The following is a 21,631-nucleotide window of genomic DNA, read 5'->3' as shown; positions in this document are numbered from 1 at the left end:
AACTATGAAAAAAATAAGATACCAAAGATTTTTATTAGTAATACTACTATTGGTTTTTACTTTAAATTTTAATTCCTGTACAGATGATTTAGAAAAAACACCTGTCAACATCATAACGGCAGATAAACAATTCAATAATATAGATGGGTATAAACAAGGTTTAGTGTCTATTTATTCTAACCTTGCCTATAGCACATTCTTGAGGTTTTATTGGAGTATGCAAGAATATTCTACCGATATGGCAGTGAGCACTTGGAACGATGGCGGTGATGGCGTTTATCATGAACTAGCGTGGAGTGCAGACTCTCCTGCCATTACAAATGTTTACAATGCAGCAATTAACATGATAACTTTATGTAATAATTATGTTAAAGAGGCATCGGCTGGGAGTGTTAATTCAAGAGGGTTTTCTAATACAGAAGCTGCTCAAATAGAACAATTTCAAGCCGAAGCTAGATTTCTAAGAGCTTACTGCTTTTGGATCCTCATGGATTGTTATGGAAACCCACCGTTCCCTACCGAACAAACATTAGGAACAACGCCTCCTTCTCAAATTCAACGTGCCGATTTGTTTGTTTTTCTTGAAGAAGAATTGAAAACCATAGAACCTCTATTAGCCGATGCCAGAACCAACGAAAGAGGACGTCCAGATAAAGCTGCTGCATGGGCACTTTTGTCCAGAATGTATTTGAATGCAAAAACATATACAGGAAAAGAGTACTATACAGAAGCTATTAGCTATAGTAGTAAAATAATAGACCAAGGATATGCTTTGGAGTCTAAATATGAATGGTTAATGCTAGGCGATAATAATTTAAATACCAATGAATTTATTTTTACCATAAATTATGATAATACCAATCAAACTTGGTTCTCTACAAACTTTTTAGCACTCGGTCCTGCAGGCATTCCAGGGTCTATAAACGGTATGTCTAGTAGTTGGAATGCCTTTAGGTTTACGCAACAAATACCGGCCTTATTTCCAACAGTAGATCCCTCTGTTGATAAACGCGCTTTATTTTACACAAATGGACAAAATTTAGAGGTAAATTCTATTACGACGAGTACCGATGGTTACTCCGCTTACAAATACAGAAATAAAGATCGAGATGGAAATCCAATTGAACAAAATAATAATTTTGGAAATCTTTCAGATATAGATTTTCCAGTATTTCGTCTAGCAGAGATTTATTTAACCTACGCAGAAGCTGTTTTAAGAGGTGGTGCAGGTGGTAGTAGAGCCATGGCAGTTAATTACGTAAACCAAATAAGAGGGCGTGCCTATGCTAATGATCCTTCTAGTACAGCTGGAAATATTATAAGTTCAAATCTAACACTTGATTTTATATTAGATGAAAGAGCTCGAGAATTATATTGGGAAGCCCATCGTAGAACAGATTTAATTAGGCATAACAAATTGACTACTGGAGATTATTTATGGGCTTGGAAAGGAAACGTAGAAGGCGGTAGAGCAGTTGATGATAAATATAATCTATTTCCAATCCCAACAGCAGATTTATTGGCAAACCCTAATTTAGATCAGATAGAAGGTTTTTAAAACATGTTTAAATACTCCTAGACGATAACATAAGATTAAAAAAACAAATATTATGAAAAGTATTTTTAAAATGATGTTGACAATTGTATTAGCAACAATGTCTTTAAATTCATGTACAGATAGTGACACTTTATACATAGCATCAGCACCAGAAAATGGTTCTTTTGAAATAACCTCAAGCACGACCAGTATTCTATTAAATGAGATAAATGCAGAAACTGAAACAGCCATAACTTTTAATTGGGAAATTCCTTCGTATGGTGTTGATACCCCAGCAACATATACTTTGGAAATGGATTTAAAAGAAGGTAATTTTTCTAGTCCAAGAACTTTTACCGTGAGTAGTAATGAGAAATCGTTTACCCATGCAGACTTAAATTTTTATGCATTAGACTTTGGGTTGGCTTCTAATATTGAAGGAGATATTAAGTTAAGGTTAAAAACAAGCTTAAAGTATAATGCCTTAGAATCGTATTCGAATGCTATAACAATAACCGTTACACCCTATGACACGCTTACTCTACTCTATGATATGCCTGTAGAATTGTACCTTCAGGGAGATGCTGTACCATCTAATTGGGGGACACCCTTGCCTGATTCTCAAAAAATGACACAGATTGACAACCATAGATTTGGACTCATTACAGAATTGGTTGGTGGTAAAAATTATGCAGCTATAACAACTCCAACAACTTGGTCAGACCCAGCTTATGTGGCCATAGATGAGCAGCAACCAGCAGCAGAAGGGGATTTTAGACCAGCCGGTTCTGCAACAGTGCCTCAATGGGGTGGAAGTCCTATGAGCTCACCAGTAACCACAGGCATTTATAAAGTTATATTAGATTTTACTTCGGGTAAATACACAGCAACTCCCGAGCCTTCTATTTTGATTCCTCCAGCAGATTTGTACATTATTGGTGATGCCACACCGCTTGGATGGGCAGCAAATGTTGATGCGACTCAACAGTTTGGAAAAATAAACGAACACACTTTCGAAATTACCATACCGCTCACAGCAGGTGGAGCGTTTGCATTTATTACGGCCACTTCGTATAGCGACCCTGCTTATAAAGCTAAAACGACTTCTCAGGATGCATCGGGTGGAGATTTTATAGCTTCAGGTTCAGCGACTACACCCGCTTGGGGAGGAAATGATATTGTAGCACCAACAACAGGAACTTATACGATTAAAGTAGATTTTAAATCAGGCACATATATTTTACAGCCATAAATCTCGATTCAAAACGAATAACTGGCAATTGGATGCCATAAAAGTTCATCTAAAGGCTCATAAAACAATCTCATGCATAAGAATTTCAAACCTTGTACCGCTATACTTTTATTTCTCTTGTTGTGCCATTGCAATAATGTTGTTGATAGGAGCGAAGGTCCAGAAAACATAATGGATTCAGAAATTCCGGATAACATTTATCCTGATAGTAATATCGTTATATCAACCCACACAGATTTTACAAGATCGCACTACCCAAAGCGCATAAAGGCTTTTAAGGAAAATCCTTTAAATGTTAACGAGATTGTGTTTTTAGGAAACAGTATTACCGAGCAAGGTGGTGATTGGGGCATACGGGTAAATAATTCTAAGGCAAGGAACAGAGGGATTTCTGGAGATACCACAGAAGGGGTCTTAGGAAGGCTAGCTGAGATAATTTATTTTAAACCTAAGAACGTATTTATTTTAATAGGTATTAATGATTTGTTTAGGGACGACATGACTGCCAGTATGGTTTTTAATAACATATTAAGTATAGTAAATCAAATTCACGATGGTTCTGCCGAAACAAAAATCTATGTACAAACCATCTTACCAACGACAACAAGTAACATAAAAGAAAAAATACAGTTAACAAACCAAATGCTTGATAAATCTGAGTCTGATCAGCCATACGAACTCATTCAATTATACACCCATTTTGTAACAGAAGAAAATGCTATGAATATGGAAATGTCTGTTGATGGTGTTCATTTAAATGAAAACGGGTACAATCTATGGGTAAAAAACATAAAAAATTTAATTGATAAATAATATAAATATGACACATAACCCCTTAAGGCTTTTAGTGATTTTTAGTTTACTTTTTTTATTCAACTGTACAACCGAAAACCCTATTCGAACTCCAGATAGGAGTCCTCTTGAATCTCAAGATGTATTTTATAAAGGGAGCTATATGGCCTATGTTGCCCATCAAGAAACCTTTGGCAATGTAATATTTAAAGAAAATGGTGTGGCAAAAGATGCTTTTCAGAGTCTTGCCGATCATGGTGCAAACATGGTTAGGCTTAGAATTGATAACCCGCCATATCGGAGCAGTTATACAGCTGGTTACGCCGATGTGGATTTTGGTTCGCCAGAGAAAGTGAAAATTGAGATGCAAAGAGCTAAAAACGCAGGTCTAAAAACGCTGTTAACATTTGGATACCAATCCATGGCTTTAGAAGATCATCAAAAGTTAAATCGATACGTTGCTCCTTTAGCATGGCAAACGATTGCATCAGATATTGAAAAGCTAAAGAATGCTTTATACCAACAGACATATACAGTATTGGAAGATTTTATTAATACGGATTTAGTACCAGAAATTGTTTCTATTGGAAACGAAACCAACCAAAGGTTTTTAGAACCCAACATGCTCGAAAGTGAATTGCCCGATTACAGCGTAGTTAGAACCGTAAAACTATTAAATGCAGGCACTAAAGCCGTAAGAGATTTAAATATAAAATATGGACTAAACATCAAAATAGCCTGTCATATATTTGAGGCTTCTTTTTTAGAAACTTGGATGAAAACCCATATAAGAAATGGATTGGATTTTGATATCATGGCTTTGTCTCACTATCATGCATGGCATTCATTAGGCAGCTTTAGTAGCTGGACCGATGTCGTAGATCTTGTTAAAAGAAAGTACGATAAAGATTTTCTAATTATGGAAACTGCCCAGCTTTTTAGAACGGGTGGTAATGATGCCCATGTTGATATTTTAGGTATTGACAACATTCCTATTGGTTATGATAACCCAGCAACCACAGATACTCAAAAAGAATATTTAAAAGATTTTGCACAAGAATTATATGATGCTGGCGGATTAGGTTTAATCTATTGGGGAGGCGAATGGGTTGGTTCCAATACACTGATTTTTCCAGATGAATTTGGCGCTGGCTCATCTTGGGAAAATAAAGCCTTTTGGGATTTTAACTATAACCTGCATGATGGCATTAATTGGATGAATGAAATTGTTGAACAATAGACTGTTGAATGAATGTAAACATATTTTTAAAGTAAATGAATAATTTCAAATGTATTGTAATATCTAGTATCTTTTTATTATTACTAGCATGTAGTAAAAATGAAACTACTTTTGTTGAGAAACAGAATTTCAATAAGGATTGGACTTTTAAATTATTAAAAGGCATGCAAGTTGACAGTACATATTCTCAAAACAAATTAGATGATAATAATTGGGAAAGAGTACAATTACCACATACACCAAAAATTGAACCTAAAATAGTAAACAATCAATGGCAAGGTATCTGTTGGTATCGTAAAAACTTTAACCTACCTAATAGTTTACTGGGTAAACAACTCTTTCTTAAATTTGAGGGTGCCATGAATATTGCTGAAGTATGGGTAAATGGACAAAAATTAATTGAGCATCATGGTGGGTATTTACCATTTATTGTGAACTTTACTAATGTCGCAAATTTTAATCAAGAAAATAGTGTTGCTGTAAAATTGAATAATACTGATAATCCAGTTACGGGACCAAAACCACTTAAAATTTTAGATTTTAATACCTATGGTGGCATTTATAGAAATGTATGGCTTATTGCCAAAGATCCGCTTCATATTACAGACCCAGTTGGAGCAAATAAAACAGCCAGTGGAGGTGTTTTTGTAACATATCCAGAAGTGTCAAATAAAACAGCCCGAATACAAGTTAAAACGCATATCAAGAATGCGTATAATAATTCGGTATCATTCAAAGTTAAAAACACGCTACTAAAAGGGACCGATATCATTTTAAATCAATTAAGTTGTTATCAAGATTTAGGAACAAATACAACCAAAGAAGTAGTTGCAGAAATGCAAGTTGAGAATCCAGAATTATGGTCTCCAAGCACTCCTAATCTATATTCCCTAAAAACAGAAATAATTCAGGATGGAATTACCATAGATCAGGAAATAACGCGAATTGGCATAAAAACCATGATGTTTGTAGGTCAGGATTTTTATTTAAATGGTAAAAAAACCTTTCTTAAAGGCGTAAATCGCCATCAAGAATATCCACATGTTGGCTACGCCATTTCCGATAATGCAAACTATAGAGATGCAAAAAAAATAAAAGATGCAGGTTTTGATTATGTACGCTTATCACATTATCCACAGGCAACGTCATTTATGGATGCTTGCGATGAGTTAGGAATTATTACTATTGATGCTATTTTAGGATGGCAGTACTTTAGTGAAGATTCAACCTTTCAAAAACATGTATTACAAACAGCAAGAGATTTAATTAGAAGAGATAGAAACCATGCATCGGTTTTGGCTTGGGAAGTATCATTAAATGAATCATGGATGCCAGAACATTTTATAGATTCACTAACAGCCATAGCACATCAGGAATATCCAGGTGATCAATGCTTTACAGCTGGTTGGCAATCTTATGGATACGACATTTACTTGCAAGCCCGTCAACATCGTTTAAATCATTATGATGAAAACTTAAAAAAACCATACAACGTTTCAGAGTATGGCGATTGGGAATACTATGCTATGAATGCAGGTCTTGATCAAAATACTTGGAGCAATTTACTGCAAGAAGAGCGCTCAAGTCGCCAATTAAGAAGCGCAGGAGAAAAAGCACTATTACAACAAGCAACTAATATACAAGAAGCTCATAATGATAATTTAAACACTCCTGCGTTTGCAGATGGCTACTGGGTCATGTATGATTATAATAGAGGGTATGCAGATGATTTAGAAGCTTCTGGAATTATGGATATTTTCCGACTTCCAAAACCATCCTATTATTTCTATAAGAGTCAACGAGATGCAGATGATCCATTTGGAAAGCCCATGATATATATTGCTAATAATTGGCAAGAAGATAGCCCGTTATGCGTTCGTGTATTTAGTAATTGTGATGAAGTAGAGTTGTTTTTGAATGGGTATAGTTTAGGGCGTCAAAAACCAGATAAAAACCGCATATCAATAAACTTAAAACATCCCCCTTTTACATTTCTTTTAGACGATTTTCAAGAAGGGAAATTAGAAGCTAAAGGATATATTGATGGTAAACGAGTTATATCAGATATTAGACAAACACCGGAAAAACCATCCAAAATTAAAATTGTAATTGATAGTGATTATGAAAATTTAAAAAAAGAAGACAACGATTTGTTTTTTGTGCACGCTTACATAACAGATACAAACGGAACAGTCATCCCTGATTATACAGGAGAAGTTGCTTTTAGTATTGAGGGTAAAGCAGAACTAATAGGTCAAAATCCAACAAATTGTTCTGCAGGAATTGCTTCAATTTTAGTTAGAACAAGTGTAGATATAAGCGACGTTAAAATTACTGCTAGTTCACAAAGTCTTTTAATATCATCTAGAAACAATCAAAAAAGTGAGGTTGTTGCACAAAAGAATAATCCAGATAGTTTACCATTAATTCCAAAACTTTTTTTAGAACATCAAAATAAAAGCAAAGCTTATTGCATGGTTAATGGCGATGCTTCAAAAAAGCAAGTAGCACTAACTTTTGATGATGGGCCTACAGATTTGTCTTTAAAAATTATTGAGATTTTAAATAAGCACCATGTTAAAGGAACTTTTTTTTGGTTAGGTAAGAATCTTGAAGAAAATAAGGACATCATAAAACAAGTAAAAGAAGGGGGGCATATAATTGCTAATCACAGTTGGGATCATGAAAACGGTTGGGAACTATCAAAGGAAAATTTATGGCAAAATCAAGTTGAAAAGTCTATTGAAACCTTTAAGTTAAATGGTACAGCAAAGCCTAAATATTACAGACCACCTTATGGTGCAATCACTCAAGATCAAATAGACTTTTTAGCAAGCAAAGGCATTACAACTGTATTATGGTCTATAACAACAATGGACTGGGATAAAACTCAAAACAGCGAAGATGAATTATTTAAAAAATTTAAAAATCATCTTCATAAAGGTGCGATTGTGCTTTTACATGATTTTGATTTTGGTAATTCGAAAGCAAAATTAAAAGCTTTAGAAAAAATGATAATTTATGGTAAATCCATTGGGTTTAATTTTGTAAATATTGAGGCTATTTAACAGTAGTTTAAATATAATAACTTAATTATGATAATAACTGAAGATTATTTAAGGATAGTTAGAAATATTAGTATTCTAATTTTCACTATTCAACTATCATATGGACAAAATTATGAGACAGAAGTAGATTTATCTCATGTTAATGAGGAAGCTATAACCAGTAATCAAGTAATCGAAAAGATTATAAAAGAATCTGATAGTAATATTTTAGTCTGTGCCCATAGAGCATTTTATAGAAATGCCCCCGAAAATTCATTAAAATCAATTAAAGATGCTATAGAAGCCAGTATTGATATAGCCGAAGTAGATATTAGAACCACCAAGGATAGTATTTTAGTGCTAATGCATGATGATTATATTGATAGAACAACAACTGGCAAAGGGCTTTTGAAAGATTATACTTATAGTCAATTACAAGAGTTTAATTTGAAGATAAATGATTCAGTAACATCATATAAAATCCCGAAGTTAAGCGACGTGTTGTTGTTAGCGAAAGACAAGATTATTTTAAATTTAGATTTAAAAAATATTGAGCCATTTCATTTTTATATGCTTCTTAAATCATATGATATGGAGCATAAAGTAATTTCATTTATATGGAATAAAGAAACCATTGAAGAATTGATTAAAATAGATGCTACATATGCCGTTTTGCCATTATCGGAAAATAAAAAAGAAATGCAATTAAATTTAGAACGTTATCAATCGCCTTTACAGCATTTTACAGAAAAAAATTACTCATTCAGTAATATGGACTGGGCAAATAATAATGGTGTAAGCGTTTTTATTAATACCCTTTGGGATGAAGATATTGATTTCATTAATGGCAATACGCATTCTTTAGATAGCTTGTTGCTTTTGCGACCAGCTATTATCCAAACAGATTATCCAAAATTGATGGTTGATTATTTAAAGAAAAAAGGATTGCATGATTAATTAATAAACATTGAGAAGAAAATAATTCAAATAAAATAACAATAAAGAAATGAAAAATCTAGTGCTACTTTCCTTTTTACTATTAGTATTTCAAACTATATACTCACAAGATTATATGGTCGGTGCAGACCTGTCTTTTGTCAAAGAAGCAGAAGATAGCGGATTCGTTTTTAAGGAAAATGGCAAGTCTAAACCATGCATTCAAATATTTAAAGATCATGGTTATAATTGGATACGTTTAAGGTTATTTCATAGTCCTGAATTAGATAAAAAATACAAACTGCCAAATAATTTAGAATATACAATCGCTTTGGCAAAAAAAGCTAAAACATTAGGTTTTAAATTTTTACTGGATTATCATTATTCTGATGTTTGGGCAGACCCTGGCAAGCAATTTATCCCAAAATCCTGGGAAGGGAAATCTCCTGTAGAGTTAGAACAGCTCGTTTTTGAATACACGCGCTCTACTATGTTGGAGTTTCAAAAGGCCGATGTTTTTCCAGATATGGTGCAAGTAGGAAATGAAATTAGTAATGGCATGCTTTGGCCTATAGGTAAATTACCTGATAATTGGGACAATTTTGCAGCGTTATTAAAAGCCGGAATTAATGGTGTAAAGGCAAGTTGCGCAAATAACCCATGCCCTGAAATTATGGTTCATATAGATAAGGGAGGAGATAAGGATTTCACAAAATATTTTTTTGATAAGATTAAAAACTATAATATAGAGTATGATGTTATTGGTCAATCATATTATCCTTGGTGGCATGGTAGTTTATTGGATTTGCGTGAATGCTTAAATTTTGCATCAAAATCATACAATAAAGATATTATTGTTGTTGAGGCAGCATATAACTTCAGGTTACAAGAATATAAAAATAGCAAAGCTCCATTTCCTGAAACTCCAGAAGGGCAAAAAGAATTTCTAGAAGAAATTAATACTATAATCTTAAGTGTTCCTAATGGAAGAGGACGAGGTGTATTTTGGTGGGAACCTGCTGCACCAAATAGAGGGTTTGAATCACGAACATTTTTTGATAAAGAAGGAAATGTAATGCCGGTTATAAGTGTTTTTGATAAATATACTAGACATTAAATTTTTATAGCAAACCCTTTCTAATACTATTAAAAGTAATCCAAATAAAACCCTAAAAGAAATTTAGAGAGAAGATAATACCTATAAATCATCTATAAAATAGCTTTAGCACGTAAGCATAAATTTAAAACGAATTTACACCCCTAATACAAACGTTTTTATAGGCCCTATTGTCATACAACACATTGTAATTTTACATAATTAACTAAATAAATATGATATTATGAAAACAAAACTACTAGTATTATTTGCATTTGTTAGCTTTTTACAAGCCTTTAATGCGCAATCAATTACTTTTACGTCCACATTATCTGAAGCTCAAATTGGAACCACAGTTACTATTAACTATGAATATACCATTCCTTCCGATGGGAATATTTACTGTGCTATAAATTTATATAATGACTTTACATGGTCTGCAATGGTTGCAGATGGGTCATTAAGTCCTGCTCCAGCAGGAACCAATGTAACAGGCTCATTTGACTTTACAATACCACCAGGAACTACGCAAACTGCAGATCTGACAAGTCCGTTTAACTATAAATTAGTAATTGAATTAAGTGATGCTGGATGGAATTGGTTAGCCGGGGATTATCCTGCTACTCAAATTAACCTGCAAAATGCTGCCTTATCAACTAAAGACTCTGAATTAATGAATAACATTAATGTCTTATATTCAAATAATAGAATTCATATTAAAGGCCTTAATGCTTCAGAGAAATATGAGCTAAAAATCTATGATTTGTTCGGACGTGAAGTTCAAAACATTACTAAAGAAAATAATTTTGTAAATCTGTCATCCGCAATTTACATTGCCAAAATAAAGGTAGATGGTAAGGGTGTTAAGTCAAGTAAAATATTGATAAACTAAAATCACAAATTAATTAGGCATACTTTTTATATGATTTCAATTAGGATTAGTAGCATAAAAACCGAAGATTATTAAACCTTCGGTTTTTACATTCTATTATGCAAGCATTGGAGCAAGTGCTTTTAATATTATAATGACTAGATCGTTTAGAAAAACCGCTGATTAGGACATAAAAAGGCGCTGATTTTTGATAAAACTTTTAACTATATTGGTGTTTTTAGAAGTTATCTGTATAAACTGATTGTTGTACCTGAATAAAAAAAAGCTTAAACATTTCTGTTAAAGCCTTTTGTACTCAAGGTGGGAATCGAACCCACACTTCCGAAGAAACTGGATTTTGAATCCAGCGCGTCTACCAATTCCGCCACTTGAGCATATTTCGGACAGCAAAAATATAGTTTTTTTCGATATTAAACATAAAAATACCCGTCAATATACTTTTTAGGTTAAAATAAATGTATAAATTTGCACCTCGTTAAAAACCACGTGGTGTTTGCGCACTCTAAAACAACAAGTTAACTATGCCAATTGTTATAACAGAAGCCAAAATTTTTGCATGTACACGGAGTAAAGTTCTAGGTGAAAAAATTGCTAAGGCTTTTGGTGCTAAATTAGGGAATGTTATTACGTCGACTTACAGTGATGGTGAATTTCAACCATCGTATGAGGAGTCTATACGAGGTACACGGATTTTTATTATTGGTTCGACTAATCCTGGTCCGGAAAACTTAATGGAAATGTTGTTAATGATAGATGCTGCAAAACGAGCTTCAGCAAGACATATTACAGCAGTACTTCCTTATTTTGGATGGGCAAGGCAAGACAGAAAAGACAAACCAAGGGTTCCTATAGCAGCAAAATTAGTTGCAAAAATGCTTGAAGCTGCAGGTGCAACCCGAATTATAACGATGGATTTGCATGCGGATCAAATTCAAGGATTTTTTGAAAAGCCAGTGGATCATTTATTTGCATCAACAATCTTTTTGCCTTATTTGCAAGATTTAAACCTTGATAATTTGACCATTGCTTCACCAGATATGGGAGGTTCTAAAAGAGCTTATGCCTATTCTAAGGCCTTGAAAAGTGATGTAGTAATCTGTTATAAGCAACGTGCAAAAGCCAATGTTATTTCCCATATGGAACTTATTGGTAATGTAGAAGGAAAAAATGTTGTATTGGTAGATGATATGGTGGATACAGCAGGTACATTAACAAAAGCGGCCGATTTAATGATGGAGCGTGGCGCATTAAGCGTAAGGGCTATATGTACGCATCCTATATTATCAGGGAAGGCTTATGAGAATATAAACAATTCAAAATTAGAAGAATTAATAGTTACAGACTCCATACCTGTTAAGCCTTTAAGTGATAAAATTAAGGTTTTAAGTTGTGCAGATTTATTTGCTCAGGTTATGGATAAAGTACATAACAACCAATCGATTAGTTCAAAATTTGTGATGTAAGTCACTTAAAAAAGAATATTAATTAAATTATATATTAAATAACAATTATGAAATCAATTACAATCAACGGATCTCAAAGAGAAAGCGTGGGCAAAAAATCAACAAAAGCTTTACGTAATGCTGGTCAGGTTCCTTGCGTATTATACGGAGGAGATAAGCCAGTTCATTTCTCAGCAGCTGAATTAGCATTCTCTAAACTGGTATACACACCTAATGCGCATACAGTTGTGATTGAGTTAGACAATGGAGAAACTTTAAATGCAGTACTTCAAGACATTCAATTCCACCCAGTAACAGATAGAATCTTACATGTTGATTTCTATCAATTATTTGAAGATAAAGAAATTGCTTTAAATATTCCGGTTAACCTTGTAGGGAACTCAAGAGGTGTTAAGAACGGTGGAGTTTTAAGAAGAAACAATAGAAAATTACGTATTAAGGCACTTCCAATAAACTTACCGGATTTTATCGAAATAGATATTACGCCTTTAAAAATTGGTGATAAAGTAGCGGTAGGGGATTTACCTGCTGGAGATTATACATTTTTACAATCAGATACTACCGTAGTTTGTCGAGTTAGCACATCTAGAGTAGCGGTTGAAGAAGAAGAAGAAGAAGAAGAAGGAGCAGAGGATACTGAAGGTGCAGAAGCACCAGCAGCAGCTGAGGCAACTCAAGAATAGATGCTAAATCCTTATATGACTAGTCTTAAATAATCAATCGAGGTAATCGTATGCTAGTTAAAATATTTAAAACTGAACAATATTAATATTGTTCAGTTTTTTTGTTTGAAATGGTGTGGGATGACACTTGGACTCCCATCATTTAACTTCATGAATTGTTCGTTCCGAGCTCTCGGAATAAAGCACTAAGAATACCTAGGACACTAATCGATAGTCATAACCCATGATATAGTTTATGGCTTATCGAGGATATTACTAGAAAATCAATATTATAAAGCTTCTGTCAAATGACGAAAGACTAGGACAGAAGAATGATGCTAAGAAACTATTCGTGTATTTGTTGTGCTTTAAGTATGTGAGTACAGCGTAGTTTTCAGCAGACACGGAACCTTATCATAGTAAGGTGTCTCGTCGCTCATGCTTTGCTTTGTCGACATGGATATGACAAGTGGATTTTTTTTCAATATAACTTAGGTCAAACTCAGCTTAATTCAGCGTGTTTTTGCCTTTTTCGCCTGTCCTAATTCTATAGCATTCTTCTATATTTGAAACAAAAATTTTGCCATCGCCGACCTCACCGGTACCAGCAGCACTGATAATAGCTTTAATGGTGGCTTCTTCAAAATCATCATTGACTACAATCGAAAGGTATCGGCGTTGAATATCATTGGTGCTATATGAAATACCTCTATACACATGACCTTCCTTTTCGTTCCCTATTCCCGTAACGTCCCAGTAGGAAAAAAAATTAACCCCAGCGTTATGAAGGGTTTCCTTAACGGCTTTATACTTTGACTTTCTTATAATGGCTTCTATTTTCTTCATAATAATGTAATTATTGATCGTTTCTATAAAAATAAAGAATAAAAATAACATTTTAAAGAATAAGCAGAGTTCAAGTAAACCCAATAACAAAAAAAGGGTGTATACTTTATGTATAACACCCTTTAATTACTAACTAAACTAAGTTTTTAATGCTCGTTCATTCGGAAATCTGAGTATGCACTCATACCGTGTTCATGTAAATCAAGACCTTCTAATTCTTCTTTTTCAGAAACTCTTATACCTACAGTTTTCTTAAGCACAAATATGATAATGAATGATGTTACAATACAAAATACAGCATAACAAGCAACACCTGTTAATTGTGCCATAAAGTTATGATCTGGGTTAGTTGAAAATATTCCAACAGCTAAAGTTCCCCAAATACCACAAACTAAGTGTACTGCTATAGCCCCAACAGGGTCATCTAATCTTAATTTATCTATAAGACTTACCGCAAATACAATAATAGCTCCAGCAATAGCTCCAATAATAATAGCGCTCTCTGGAGTCATAACGTCTGCACCAGCTGTAATACCAACTAAACCACCTAAAATACCATTTAAGAACATAGTTAAATCTAAATTCTTGTATTTTAAGAATGATACTAAGGCAGCAACTACACCACCTGCGGCAGCAGCTAAACATGTAGTAACCAAAGTTAATGATGTTAATTCTGGATCAGCAGAAAGTACAGAACCTCCATTAAATCCAAACCATCCTAACCAAAGTATTAAAACACCTGCAGTAGCTAACGGTATGTTGTGTCCTGGAATAGCTTGTGGTTTACCTTCTTTAAATTTCCCGATACGAGACCCTAATAAGTAAACGGCAACTAAAGCAGCCCATCCACCAACAGAGTGTACTAAAGTAGAACCTGCAAAATCGTAGAATCCTAATTCATCTAAGAATCCACCACCCCATTTCCAAGAACCTGCAATAGGATAAACTAATCCTACATAGATTATTGTAAATATCATAAATGGTCCAATTTTCATACGTTCAGCAACAGCTCCTGAAACAATTGTTGCAGCAGTAGCAGCAAACATACCTTGGAACAAGAAGTCTGTCCACCATGTGTAACCACCATCAGCATAGTCTGGTGTCATTCCACCTTCTGGAGCTCCAATACCAGGAACAATAGATCCAATATATCCGTTAAATTCACCAGGATACATTAAATTGAAACCTACTAAATAGTATAATAATAGACCAACTGTAATGATAAAAATGTTTTTGAATAAAATATTAATTGTATTTTTTTGTCTTGTTAACCCAATTTCAAGAAATGCAAAACCTGTATGCATAAAGAAAACGAGTGCTGTACAGACCATCATCCATACGTTATTAGCTGTAAATAATCCTTCCATAATTTAAATTATTTTAATGTTATTATTTTAAAGTGTCGCCACCCTTTTCTCCTGTTCGTATTCTGTAACACTCGTTGATATCCGAAACAAATATTTTTCCATCTCCAACTTCCCCAGTTGCAGCTGCAGTAAGGATAGCTTTAATGGTTGTCTCTTCAAAATCATTGTTTACAACAATTGATAAGTGTCTACGTTGAATATCACTTGTACTATATGATACGCCTCTATATACGTGTCCTTCTTTTTCATTTCCTAAACCGGTTACATCCCAGTAAGAGAAGAAATTTACTCCAACATTATGCAAGGCATCTCTAACCGCGCTGTATTTGGATTTTCTAATAATTGCTTCAATTTTTTTCATATTATATATATGGTTTTATTGATTAGTTAAAATAAGAAACATTCCTAAACGTATCGTTTAGGAATGTTTTATGTGGGTATTTAAAAAGAATAAATAGCAGCCAATACAAAAGAACCTAAGCTTTTAGATGGCATTAAATCGTTATCTATAAAAGTTCCATCTTCGCTTCCAGAGTCTAATCTTAGTTCTGGCTTGATCGTTAAATTTTCAACAGCAAGGCTACCTGTAAGTGTTACAGCAAATACTGAAGAATCACCATCAGCATCGTAAGCTCCAATAGCTCCAGCACCTCCGTCAGTTTCAGTAAAATACTCTCCTCTTAAACCAATAGTAAAGGCATCAGAAGTCGCTAATTGAGGATATAAAGCCACACCAGCAAAAGCACCACCGTCTATAGGGCCTACATCTTCATTTTTTAAGTAAGCTGCATTTATTCCTAAGAAGAAATCATCTGATAAATCAAATCCACCAGTAAAATCTATTTCAAAGAAAGAAGGATCAACCAATACATTTAGGAATTGACCTGAATACCCTAATTGAGCACCAAAAGCATAATCACCAGTAGTATTGAATTCGGTTACATCTGTATCATTCATAACACCTAACATTAAGCTAAAATCATCAGATAAAGCAATATCGGCTTTAATACCAGTATGGCTAAAAGGACCATAAGAGAATAAATACGATGTACTGTAGTTAAAATTAGCCGTTGGAGAAATAACTTCATAACCTAAAAAGGTGTTAAAGTTACCCAATGTTAATGTTACAGACTCACTAACATTCCAGTAAGCATATAATTGGTTAATAATATTTCCAGTCGCTGAATAAGATGGCGAGTTAAAAATAGCATCTGTACCTCTTGGACCAAATACTAAATCGGCAACAAAACCAGCTTTTTCGCCTTCGTAACCTAATACAACGTTTGCCATACCTAAAGCAAAGCCTGGTAATTGAGCAAATGAAGATCCTGGTGCAATAGCATTCTCATCATTAGGAGCATTTAGGTTTGCTCTATAATAAGCATCAACACTACCACTAATTGAAAGTTTTTTTTCTGTTACTTCTTCTTGAGCAAATAATGCAGTTGCTACAAAAAGCATTGAAAGTGTAAAAAGTTTTTTCATAATTGTTTTCATTTTAAGTTATTAGTTTATTAGATCTAAACTTGATTAGTTTTTGTTTTTTTAGTTATTTTTTAGATCTAACCTTTCCTTAAGAACGAGCCAAAACTATATCAAAAACTTTTAACCCCCATAAAAAATAGGGGTATTTAGGTTACTTTTGTCAATATTCCATAATTTACCCTATTTTTTTAGAGGTATTAAGTTTATTTTAACATTTTTTGGTTTTTTAACAATGACTTTAATTGAATTATTGTCAGTATTTTCTATATTCTAATACTTTTTTTTTCGTTATTTCAACCAGTTGTTAGAATTAATTCACATATTGCTATTTATTACTAAAAAATTAGGATTGAATATTTATTAAAAAACCAGTATAATATTGATATATAATTATTTTTAACTCGCGTTCGCTTCAATAATCGAAATAATGAAATAGCCCTTGTTGAAATTCAAGTACTAGTGCCTATCTTTACCTTTCAACTCAAGTTTTTAAACGATTATGCTGAAGAAACAAGGACTTTATTTACCAGAATTTGAACATGAAAATTGTGGCGCTGGTTTTATTTGTAATCTTAAAGGAGAGAAAACAAATCAAATCATTCATGATGCGCTAGAAATTTTAGTGAAATTAGAACACCGAGGTGGTGTTAGCGCAGATGGAAAAACAGGAGATGGTGCTGGCTTATTGATTGATATTCCTCACGATTATTTTAAACGTGTTTGCGAATTCAATATTCCTGAACAACGAGAATATGCTGTTGGTATGGTGTTTTTACCTAAAGTTGAAAACCAATACCAATATTGTAAAAATATTTTTGAAGAAGAAATTAAAGCTCAAGGCCTTTCTGTTTTAGGATGGCGAGAGGTTCCTGTGGATGCTTCACAATTAGGAGAAATAGCTTTAGCTTCCGAACCCAATATTGAACAAGTTTTTATTGGTAAAACAGAAGCTATTACCGAAGCTGTTTTTAAAGCCAAGCTTTATGCAGCGCGCAAAATTACAGAACATGCTATCAGACAATCTAAAATGTCTCAAAGCAGTTATTTTTACTTGCCAAGTTTATCAAATACAACCTTAATATATAAAGGTATAATTATGCCTGAAGATATTGGGCCTTATTTTACGGATTTACAACAAGAAGATCTCGTGACACGCTTAGCTTTAGTGCACCAACGTTTTTCGACCAACACTATGCCCGCATGGGAATTAGCACAACCATTCCGTTTTATGTGTCAGAATGGCGAGATTAATACCTTACGTGGTAATGTAAGTAGGATGCGTGTTCGAGAAGAGATTATGAAAAGTGACGTTTTTGGACCTCAAATAGATAAATTATTCCCAATTATATTACCAGGAAAATCAGATTCTGCTTCTATGGATATGGTAGTTGAATTATTAACGCATACCGGACGTTCATTACCAGAAGTGATGATGATGATGATTCCTGAAGCTTGGGAAAAACATAAAACAATGTCTAAGGAGCGCAAGGCATTCTACGAGTACAATGCTTGCCTTATGGAACCATGGGATGGACCTGCTTCGGTACCATTTACCGATGGCGATTATATAGGAGCCTTATTAGACCGTAATGGGTTAAGACCATCAAGATATACCGTTACCAAAAGTGGTAAACTGATTATGTCTTCAGAAATCGGTGTTGTAGAAGTTGCCCCAGAAGATGTAGAAAGTCATGGTCGATTAGAGCCCGGAAAAATGTTCTTGGTAGACATGAACGAGGGACGTATTATTAACGATGAAGAAATTAAAAGTAAAATTGTTTCCGAGAGACCCTATCAAGAATGGCTTGATAAAACAAGATTACATTTAAAGGACATTCCTTATAATAATGAAACCTGTCCTATTGAAACCATCGATATAAAAACAAGACAGCGCTTATTTAACTATACTTTTGAAGATATTCAAGAAGTTATTACGCCAATGGCTGTTGTTGGTAAAGAAGCTTTAGGGTCTATGGGCATCGATACGCCTTTGGCTGTTTTATCGGATAGACCACAATTAATTTCAAACTACTTTAAACAATTATTCGCTCAAGTAACCAATCCTCCTTTAGATGGGATTCGTGAAGAAATTGTTACCGATATTAGTTTATCATTAGGAAAAGACAGGAACATATTCAGCATTACAGAAAGACAATGCAGAAAATTAAAAATTCAAAACCCTGTTATATCCAATGCCGATTTAGAAAAAATTAGAAGTATTTCTGTAGAAAGCTTTAAAGCCGAAACTATTGAGATGCTTTACCCTAAAGAAAAAGGGCTTAATGGACTAGAAGACGCTTTAGATGATATTATAGTACAAATAGAAAAAGCCCTATTAAGAGGAACAAACATCATTATCTTATCCGATAGAGGTGTAAATAAAGAGTTTGCTCCAATCCCTTCTCTATTAGCCTGTTCTTATGTACACCACCAAATGAACCGTTTACGTAAGCGTTCTTATTTCGATATTATTATCGAATCTGCAGAACCTCGTGAGCCGCATCATTTTGCAACCCTATTTGGTTATGGCGCATCCGCTATTAACCCATATATGGTAAACGAAATTATCAGAATGCAAGTAAAAGATGGCTTCATTACTGGTATGGACGAGCAAAAAGCAGTTGATAATTTCAACAAAGCTATCGGGAAAGGTATTTTAAAAGTAATGAACAAGATAGGAATCTCGACCTTACACTCGTACAGAGGTTCTCAAATATTCGAAATTGTTGGTTTCAACTCGCAATTTGTGGAAAAATATTTCCCGTATACCGCATCAAGAATCGAAGGTATTGGGTTATACGAAATTGAAAAAGAAATTAGTGAGCGTTACAAATACGCCTATCCAGATACATACATTCATAAACGTTTAGGTTTAAATATTGGTGGAGATTACAGATGGAGACGAAATGGAGAACGTCATTTGTTCAACCCAACAACGGTTTCTAAATTACAACAAGCCGTTAGATTGAGTGATCAAGCCAGCTATGATGTATACGCAAAAGCGGTTAATGATCAAGCTGAAAACTTAATGACTATTCGTGGTTTATTTGAATTTGATAATTTAGACCCGATTCCATTAGATGAAGTTGAGCCTTGGACAGATATCGTTAAACGTTTTAAAACGGGAGCGATGTCTTACGGATCTATTTCTAGAGAAGCCCACGAAAATTTGGCCATAGCTATGAACCGAATTGGAGGAAAATCCAATTCAGGTGAAGGTGGAGAAGACAGAAAACGCTTTATTCCAGATGCTAATGGCGATAGCCGTAACTCGGCTATTAAGCAAGTGGCTTCCGGTCGTTTTGGTGTAACATCGCACTACCTATCTAATGCTAGAGAGATACAAATAAAAATGGCTCAAGGTGCAAAACCTGGAGAAGGTGGGCAATTGCCTGGCGAAAAAGTATTGCCATGGATTGCTGCTGCACGTAACTCAACACCTTTTGTAGGGTTGATTTCGCCACCACCACATCACGATATTTATTCTATTGAAGATTTAGCACAGTTAATTTACGATTTAAAAAATGCCAATCGTGAAGCTAGAGTTAATGTAAAATTAGTATCGGAAGTCGGTGTAGGGACAATTGCTGCTGGCGTATCCAAAGCAAAAGCTGATGTTGTACTTATTGCTGGTTATGATGGTGGAACAGGAGCCTCGCCGCTAACCTCGTTAAAACATGCTGGACTTCCATGGGAACTTGGATTGGCAGAAGCACAACAAACATTAGTATTAAACGATTTGCGTTCCCGTATAGTTGTAGAATGTGATGGTCAATTAAAAACAGGGCGCGATGTCGCAGTTGCCGCCTTATTAGGTGCCGAAGAATTCGGATTTGCCACAGCACCATTAGTTGCCTCAGGTTGTATTATGATGCGTAAGTGTCATTTAAATACTTGCCCCGTAGGAATTGCAACTCAAGATAAAGAATTACGTAAAAACTTTAAAGGCACACCAGAGCATGTTATTAACTTCTTCTTCTATATTGCTGAAGAATTAAGAGGGATTATGGCACAGTTAGGGTTTAGAACCATGGATGAAATGATTGGTCAGACCCATAAAATAAATGCTAATAAAGCCATTACGCACTATAAAGCAAAAGGCTTGGATTTATCATCGATTTTACACCGACCTACAGCTTACAAAGAGATGACCGTTAAGAATACAGGAAAACAAGACCACAATTTAGATAAGGTGTTGGATTTTACAATCTTAAAACATTCTAGAACTGCTATTGCAAATAAAGTACCAACAACTTTAGAATTTCCTATTAGTAATGTAGACCGTTCCGTTGGCGCTATTATTAGTAATGAAATTTCTAAAGCACACGGGCATCTTGGTTTACCTGAAAATACATTGAATATAAACTTTACAGGTTCAGCAGGGCAAAGTTTTGGCGCCTTTGGTGCACATGGATTGACGTTTAGTCTAGAAGGAAACACCAATGATTATTTAGGTAAAGGTTTATCTGGAGCAAAACTGATTGTTAAGAAACCAACTCAAGCCGATTTTATTGCAGAAAATAATATTATAGTAGGTAATGTATGCTTATTTGGTGCTGTAGAAGGTGAGGCCTACATTAATGGTATTGCAGGCGAGCGTTTTGCGGTTCGTAACTCTGGAGCAACTACAGTTGTTGAAGGTGTAGGTGATCACTGTTGTGAATATATGACAGGCGGAAAAGTCATTGTACTAGGAGGTACTGGTAGAAACTTTGCTGCTGGTATGAGTGGTGGTATTGCCTATGTTTACGATCCAGAAAATAAGTTCGTAAATGGATTATGTAATACAGAAACTATTGATTTTGAAGCTATTTTAGATGAAGATGCTGCCGATTTAAAAGGATGGATAGAAAAGCATGTTTTATATACAGAGAGTGAATTAGGTAAGAAATTATTAGCTGATTGGGATAACAGTTTAGAGAATTTTGTTCGTGTTATGCCAACTGAATATAAGAAAGCGTTAGCACGTTTAGCAAAAGGGGAAGTCATGGTTGAAGAATTAGAAATAGTATAACA

General features: G+C 34.3%; 15 protein-coding genes and 1 tRNA gene. 11 read left to right on the top strand and 5 right to left on the bottom strand.

From position 1 onward, the window contains the following. The first annotated feature begins 4 nt into the window (after window positions 1-4). From ABD941_RS10465 to ABD941_RS10430, 8 genes are all read left to right on the top strand, one after another. Window positions 5-1,558 carry a RagB/SusD family nutrient uptake outer membrane protein gene (locus tag ABD941_RS10465; protein ID WP_345274081.1) on the top strand — a complete coding sequence of 518 codons (1,554 nt, stop codon included), beginning with the start codon at window positions 5-7 and terminating at the stop codon, window positions 1,556-1,558. 52 nt (window positions 1,559-1,610) lie between these two features. After that, window positions 1,611-2,789 carry a SusE domain-containing protein gene (locus ABD941_RS10460; protein ID WP_345274080.1) on the top strand — a complete coding sequence of 393 codons (1,179 nt, stop codon included), beginning with the start codon at window positions 1,611-1,613 and terminating at the stop codon, window positions 2,787-2,789. Window positions 2,790-2,861: 72 nt separating this feature from the next. Then, complete coding sequence (locus tag ABD941_RS10455; protein WP_345274079.1) at window positions 2,862-3,602, top strand: GDSL-type esterase/lipase family protein; 741 nt, start codon at window positions 2,862-2,864, stop codon at window positions 3,600-3,602. A gap of 7 nt (window positions 3,603-3,609) precedes the next feature. Then, window positions 3,610-4,821, top strand: coding sequence for a glycosyl hydrolase 53 family protein (locus ABD941_RS10450; RefSeq protein ID WP_345274078.1), 1,212 nt, complete (start codon window positions 3,610-3,612; stop codon window positions 4,819-4,821). A gap of 35 nt (window positions 4,822-4,856) precedes the next feature. Continuing rightward, window positions 4,857-7,889 carry a polysaccharide deacetylase family protein gene (locus ABD941_RS10445; protein WP_345274077.1) on the top strand — a complete coding sequence of 1,011 codons (3,033 nt, stop codon included), beginning with the start codon at window positions 4,857-4,859 and terminating at the stop codon, window positions 7,887-7,889. Between the two features lie 27 nt (window positions 7,890-7,916). After that, the gene (locus ABD941_RS10440) at window positions 7,917-8,825 is read left to right on the top strand and encodes a glycerophosphodiester phosphodiesterase family protein (protein ID WP_345274076.1); all 909 of its coding nucleotides are present in this window, start codon (window positions 7,917-7,919) and stop codon (window positions 8,823-8,825) included. Between the two features lie 49 nt (window positions 8,826-8,874). Beyond that, a complete protein-coding gene (locus tag ABD941_RS10435; RefSeq protein ID WP_345274075.1) occupies window positions 8,875-9,921 on the top strand; it encodes a glycoside hydrolase family 53 protein in 1,047 nt (348 codons plus the stop codon). Window positions 9,922-10,144: 223 nt separating this feature from the next. Next, window positions 10,145-10,792, top strand: coding sequence for a T9SS type A sorting domain-containing protein (locus ABD941_RS10430; RefSeq protein ID WP_345274074.1), 648 nt, complete (start codon window positions 10,145-10,147; stop codon window positions 10,790-10,792). A gap of 292 nt (window positions 10,793-11,084) precedes the next feature. On the opposite strand, the gene ABD941_RS10425 is transcribed toward ABD941_RS10430, so the two are convergent. Further along, window positions 11,085-11,166: transfer RNA gene (locus tag ABD941_RS10425), tRNA-Leu, on the bottom strand. Between the two features lie 147 nt (window positions 11,167-11,313). Between ABD941_RS10425 and ABD941_RS10420 the strand changes: the two genes are divergently transcribed. Together ABD941_RS10420 and ABD941_RS10415 are read left to right on the top strand one after the other, a co-directional pair. After that, a complete protein-coding gene (locus ABD941_RS10420; protein ID WP_345274073.1) occupies window positions 11,314-12,255 on the top strand; it encodes a ribose-phosphate pyrophosphokinase in 942 nt (313 codons plus the stop codon). A gap of 47 nt (window positions 12,256-12,302) precedes the next feature. Continuing rightward, window positions 12,303-12,938, top strand: a complete 636-nt coding sequence (locus ABD941_RS10415; protein ID WP_345274072.1) for a 50S ribosomal protein L25/general stress protein Ctc — start codon at window positions 12,303-12,305, stop codon at window positions 12,936-12,938. A gap of 486 nt (window positions 12,939-13,424) precedes the next feature. Here the strand turns inward: ABD941_RS10415 and ABD941_RS10410 are convergent, their stop codons facing one another. From ABD941_RS10410 to ABD941_RS10395, 4 genes are all read right to left on the bottom strand, one after another. After that, on the bottom strand, window positions 13,425-13,763 hold the full coding sequence (locus tag ABD941_RS10410) for a P-II family nitrogen regulator (protein ID WP_345274071.1): 339 nt from the start codon (window positions 13,761-13,763) through the stop codon (window positions 13,425-13,427). A 146-nt stretch (window positions 13,764-13,909) separates the two neighbouring features. Continuing rightward, window positions 13,910-15,130, bottom strand: coding sequence for an ammonium transporter (locus tag ABD941_RS10405; protein ID WP_345274070.1), 1,221 nt, complete (start codon window positions 15,128-15,130; stop codon window positions 13,910-13,912). 22 nt (window positions 15,131-15,152) lie between these two features. Beyond that, window positions 15,153-15,491 carry a P-II family nitrogen regulator gene (locus tag ABD941_RS10400; protein WP_345274069.1) on the bottom strand — a complete coding sequence of 113 codons (339 nt, stop codon included), beginning with the start codon at window positions 15,489-15,491 and terminating at the stop codon, window positions 15,153-15,155. 80 nt (window positions 15,492-15,571) lie between these two features. Continuing rightward, window positions 15,572-16,615: a porin gene (locus tag ABD941_RS10395; protein ID WP_345274068.1), complete on the bottom strand. Its 1,044-nt coding sequence runs from the start codon at window positions 16,613-16,615 to the stop codon at window positions 15,572-15,574. Between the two features lie 499 nt (window positions 16,616-17,114). Between ABD941_RS10395 and gltB the strand changes: the two genes are divergently transcribed. Further along, complete coding sequence (gene gltB, locus ABD941_RS10390) at window positions 17,115-21,629, top strand: glutamate synthase large subunit (RefSeq protein ID WP_345274067.1); 4,515 nt, start codon at window positions 17,115-17,117, stop codon at window positions 21,627-21,629. Window positions 21,630-21,631 lie beyond the last annotated feature (2 nt).

The sequence above is a fragment of the Flaviramulus aquimarinus genome, from assembly GCF_039543205.1.
Taxonomy (GTDB): Bacteria; Bacteroidota; Bacteroidia; order Flavobacteriales; family Flavobacteriaceae; genus Flaviramulus_B; species Flaviramulus_B aquimarinus.
Note: the sequence above shows the minus strand (reverse complement) of the source record. Positions and strands in the feature narration are given on the sequence as shown.

Excerpts from the sequence above, each read along its gene's own strand:
- gltB (WP_345274067.1), top strand. The coding sequence starts at position 17,115 with ATGCTGAAGAAACAAGGACTTTATTTACCAGAATTTGAACATGAAAAT.
- ABD941_RS10410 (WP_345274071.1), bottom strand. The coding sequence starts at position 13,763 with ATGAAGAAAATAGAAGCCATTATAAGAAAGTCAAAGTATAAAGCCGTT.
- ABD941_RS10465 (WP_345274081.1), top strand. The coding sequence starts at position 5 with ATGAAAAAAATAAGATACCAAAGATTTTTATTAGTAATACTACTATTG.
- ABD941_RS10460 (WP_345274080.1), top strand. The coding sequence starts at position 1,611 with ATGAAAAGTATTTTTAAAATGATGTTGACAATTGTATTAGCAACAATG.
- ABD941_RS10405 (WP_345274070.1), bottom strand. The coding sequence starts at position 15,130 with ATGGAAGGATTATTTACAGCTAATAACGTATGGATGATGGTCTGTACA.
- ABD941_RS10430 (WP_345274074.1), top strand. The coding sequence starts at position 10,145 with ATGAAAACAAAACTACTAGTATTATTTGCATTTGTTAGCTTTTTACAA.
- ABD941_RS10445 (WP_345274077.1), top strand. The coding sequence starts at position 4,857 with ATGAATAATTTCAAATGTATTGTAATATCTAGTATCTTTTTATTATTA.
- ABD941_RS10440 (WP_345274076.1), top strand. The coding sequence starts at position 7,917 with ATGATAATAACTGAAGATTATTTAAGGATAGTTAGAAATATTAGTATT.
- ABD941_RS10435 (WP_345274075.1), top strand. The coding sequence starts at position 8,875 with ATGAAAAATCTAGTGCTACTTTCCTTTTTACTATTAGTATTTCAAACT.
- ABD941_RS10400 (WP_345274069.1), bottom strand. The coding sequence starts at position 15,491 with ATGAAAAAAATTGAAGCAATTATTAGAAAATCCAAATACAGCGCGGTT.
- ABD941_RS10420 (WP_345274073.1), top strand. The coding sequence starts at position 11,314 with ATGCCAATTGTTATAACAGAAGCCAAAATTTTTGCATGTACACGGAGT.
- ABD941_RS10455 (WP_345274079.1), top strand. The coding sequence starts at position 2,862 with ATGCATAAGAATTTCAAACCTTGTACCGCTATACTTTTATTTCTCTTG.
- ABD941_RS10415 (WP_345274072.1), top strand. The coding sequence starts at position 12,303 with ATGAAATCAATTACAATCAACGGATCTCAAAGAGAAAGCGTGGGCAAA.
- ABD941_RS10395 (WP_345274068.1), bottom strand. The coding sequence starts at position 16,615 with ATGAAAAAACTTTTTACACTTTCAATGCTTTTTGTAGCAACTGCATTA.
- ABD941_RS10450 (WP_345274078.1), top strand. The coding sequence starts at position 3,610 with ATGACACATAACCCCTTAAGGCTTTTAGTGATTTTTAGTTTACTTTTT.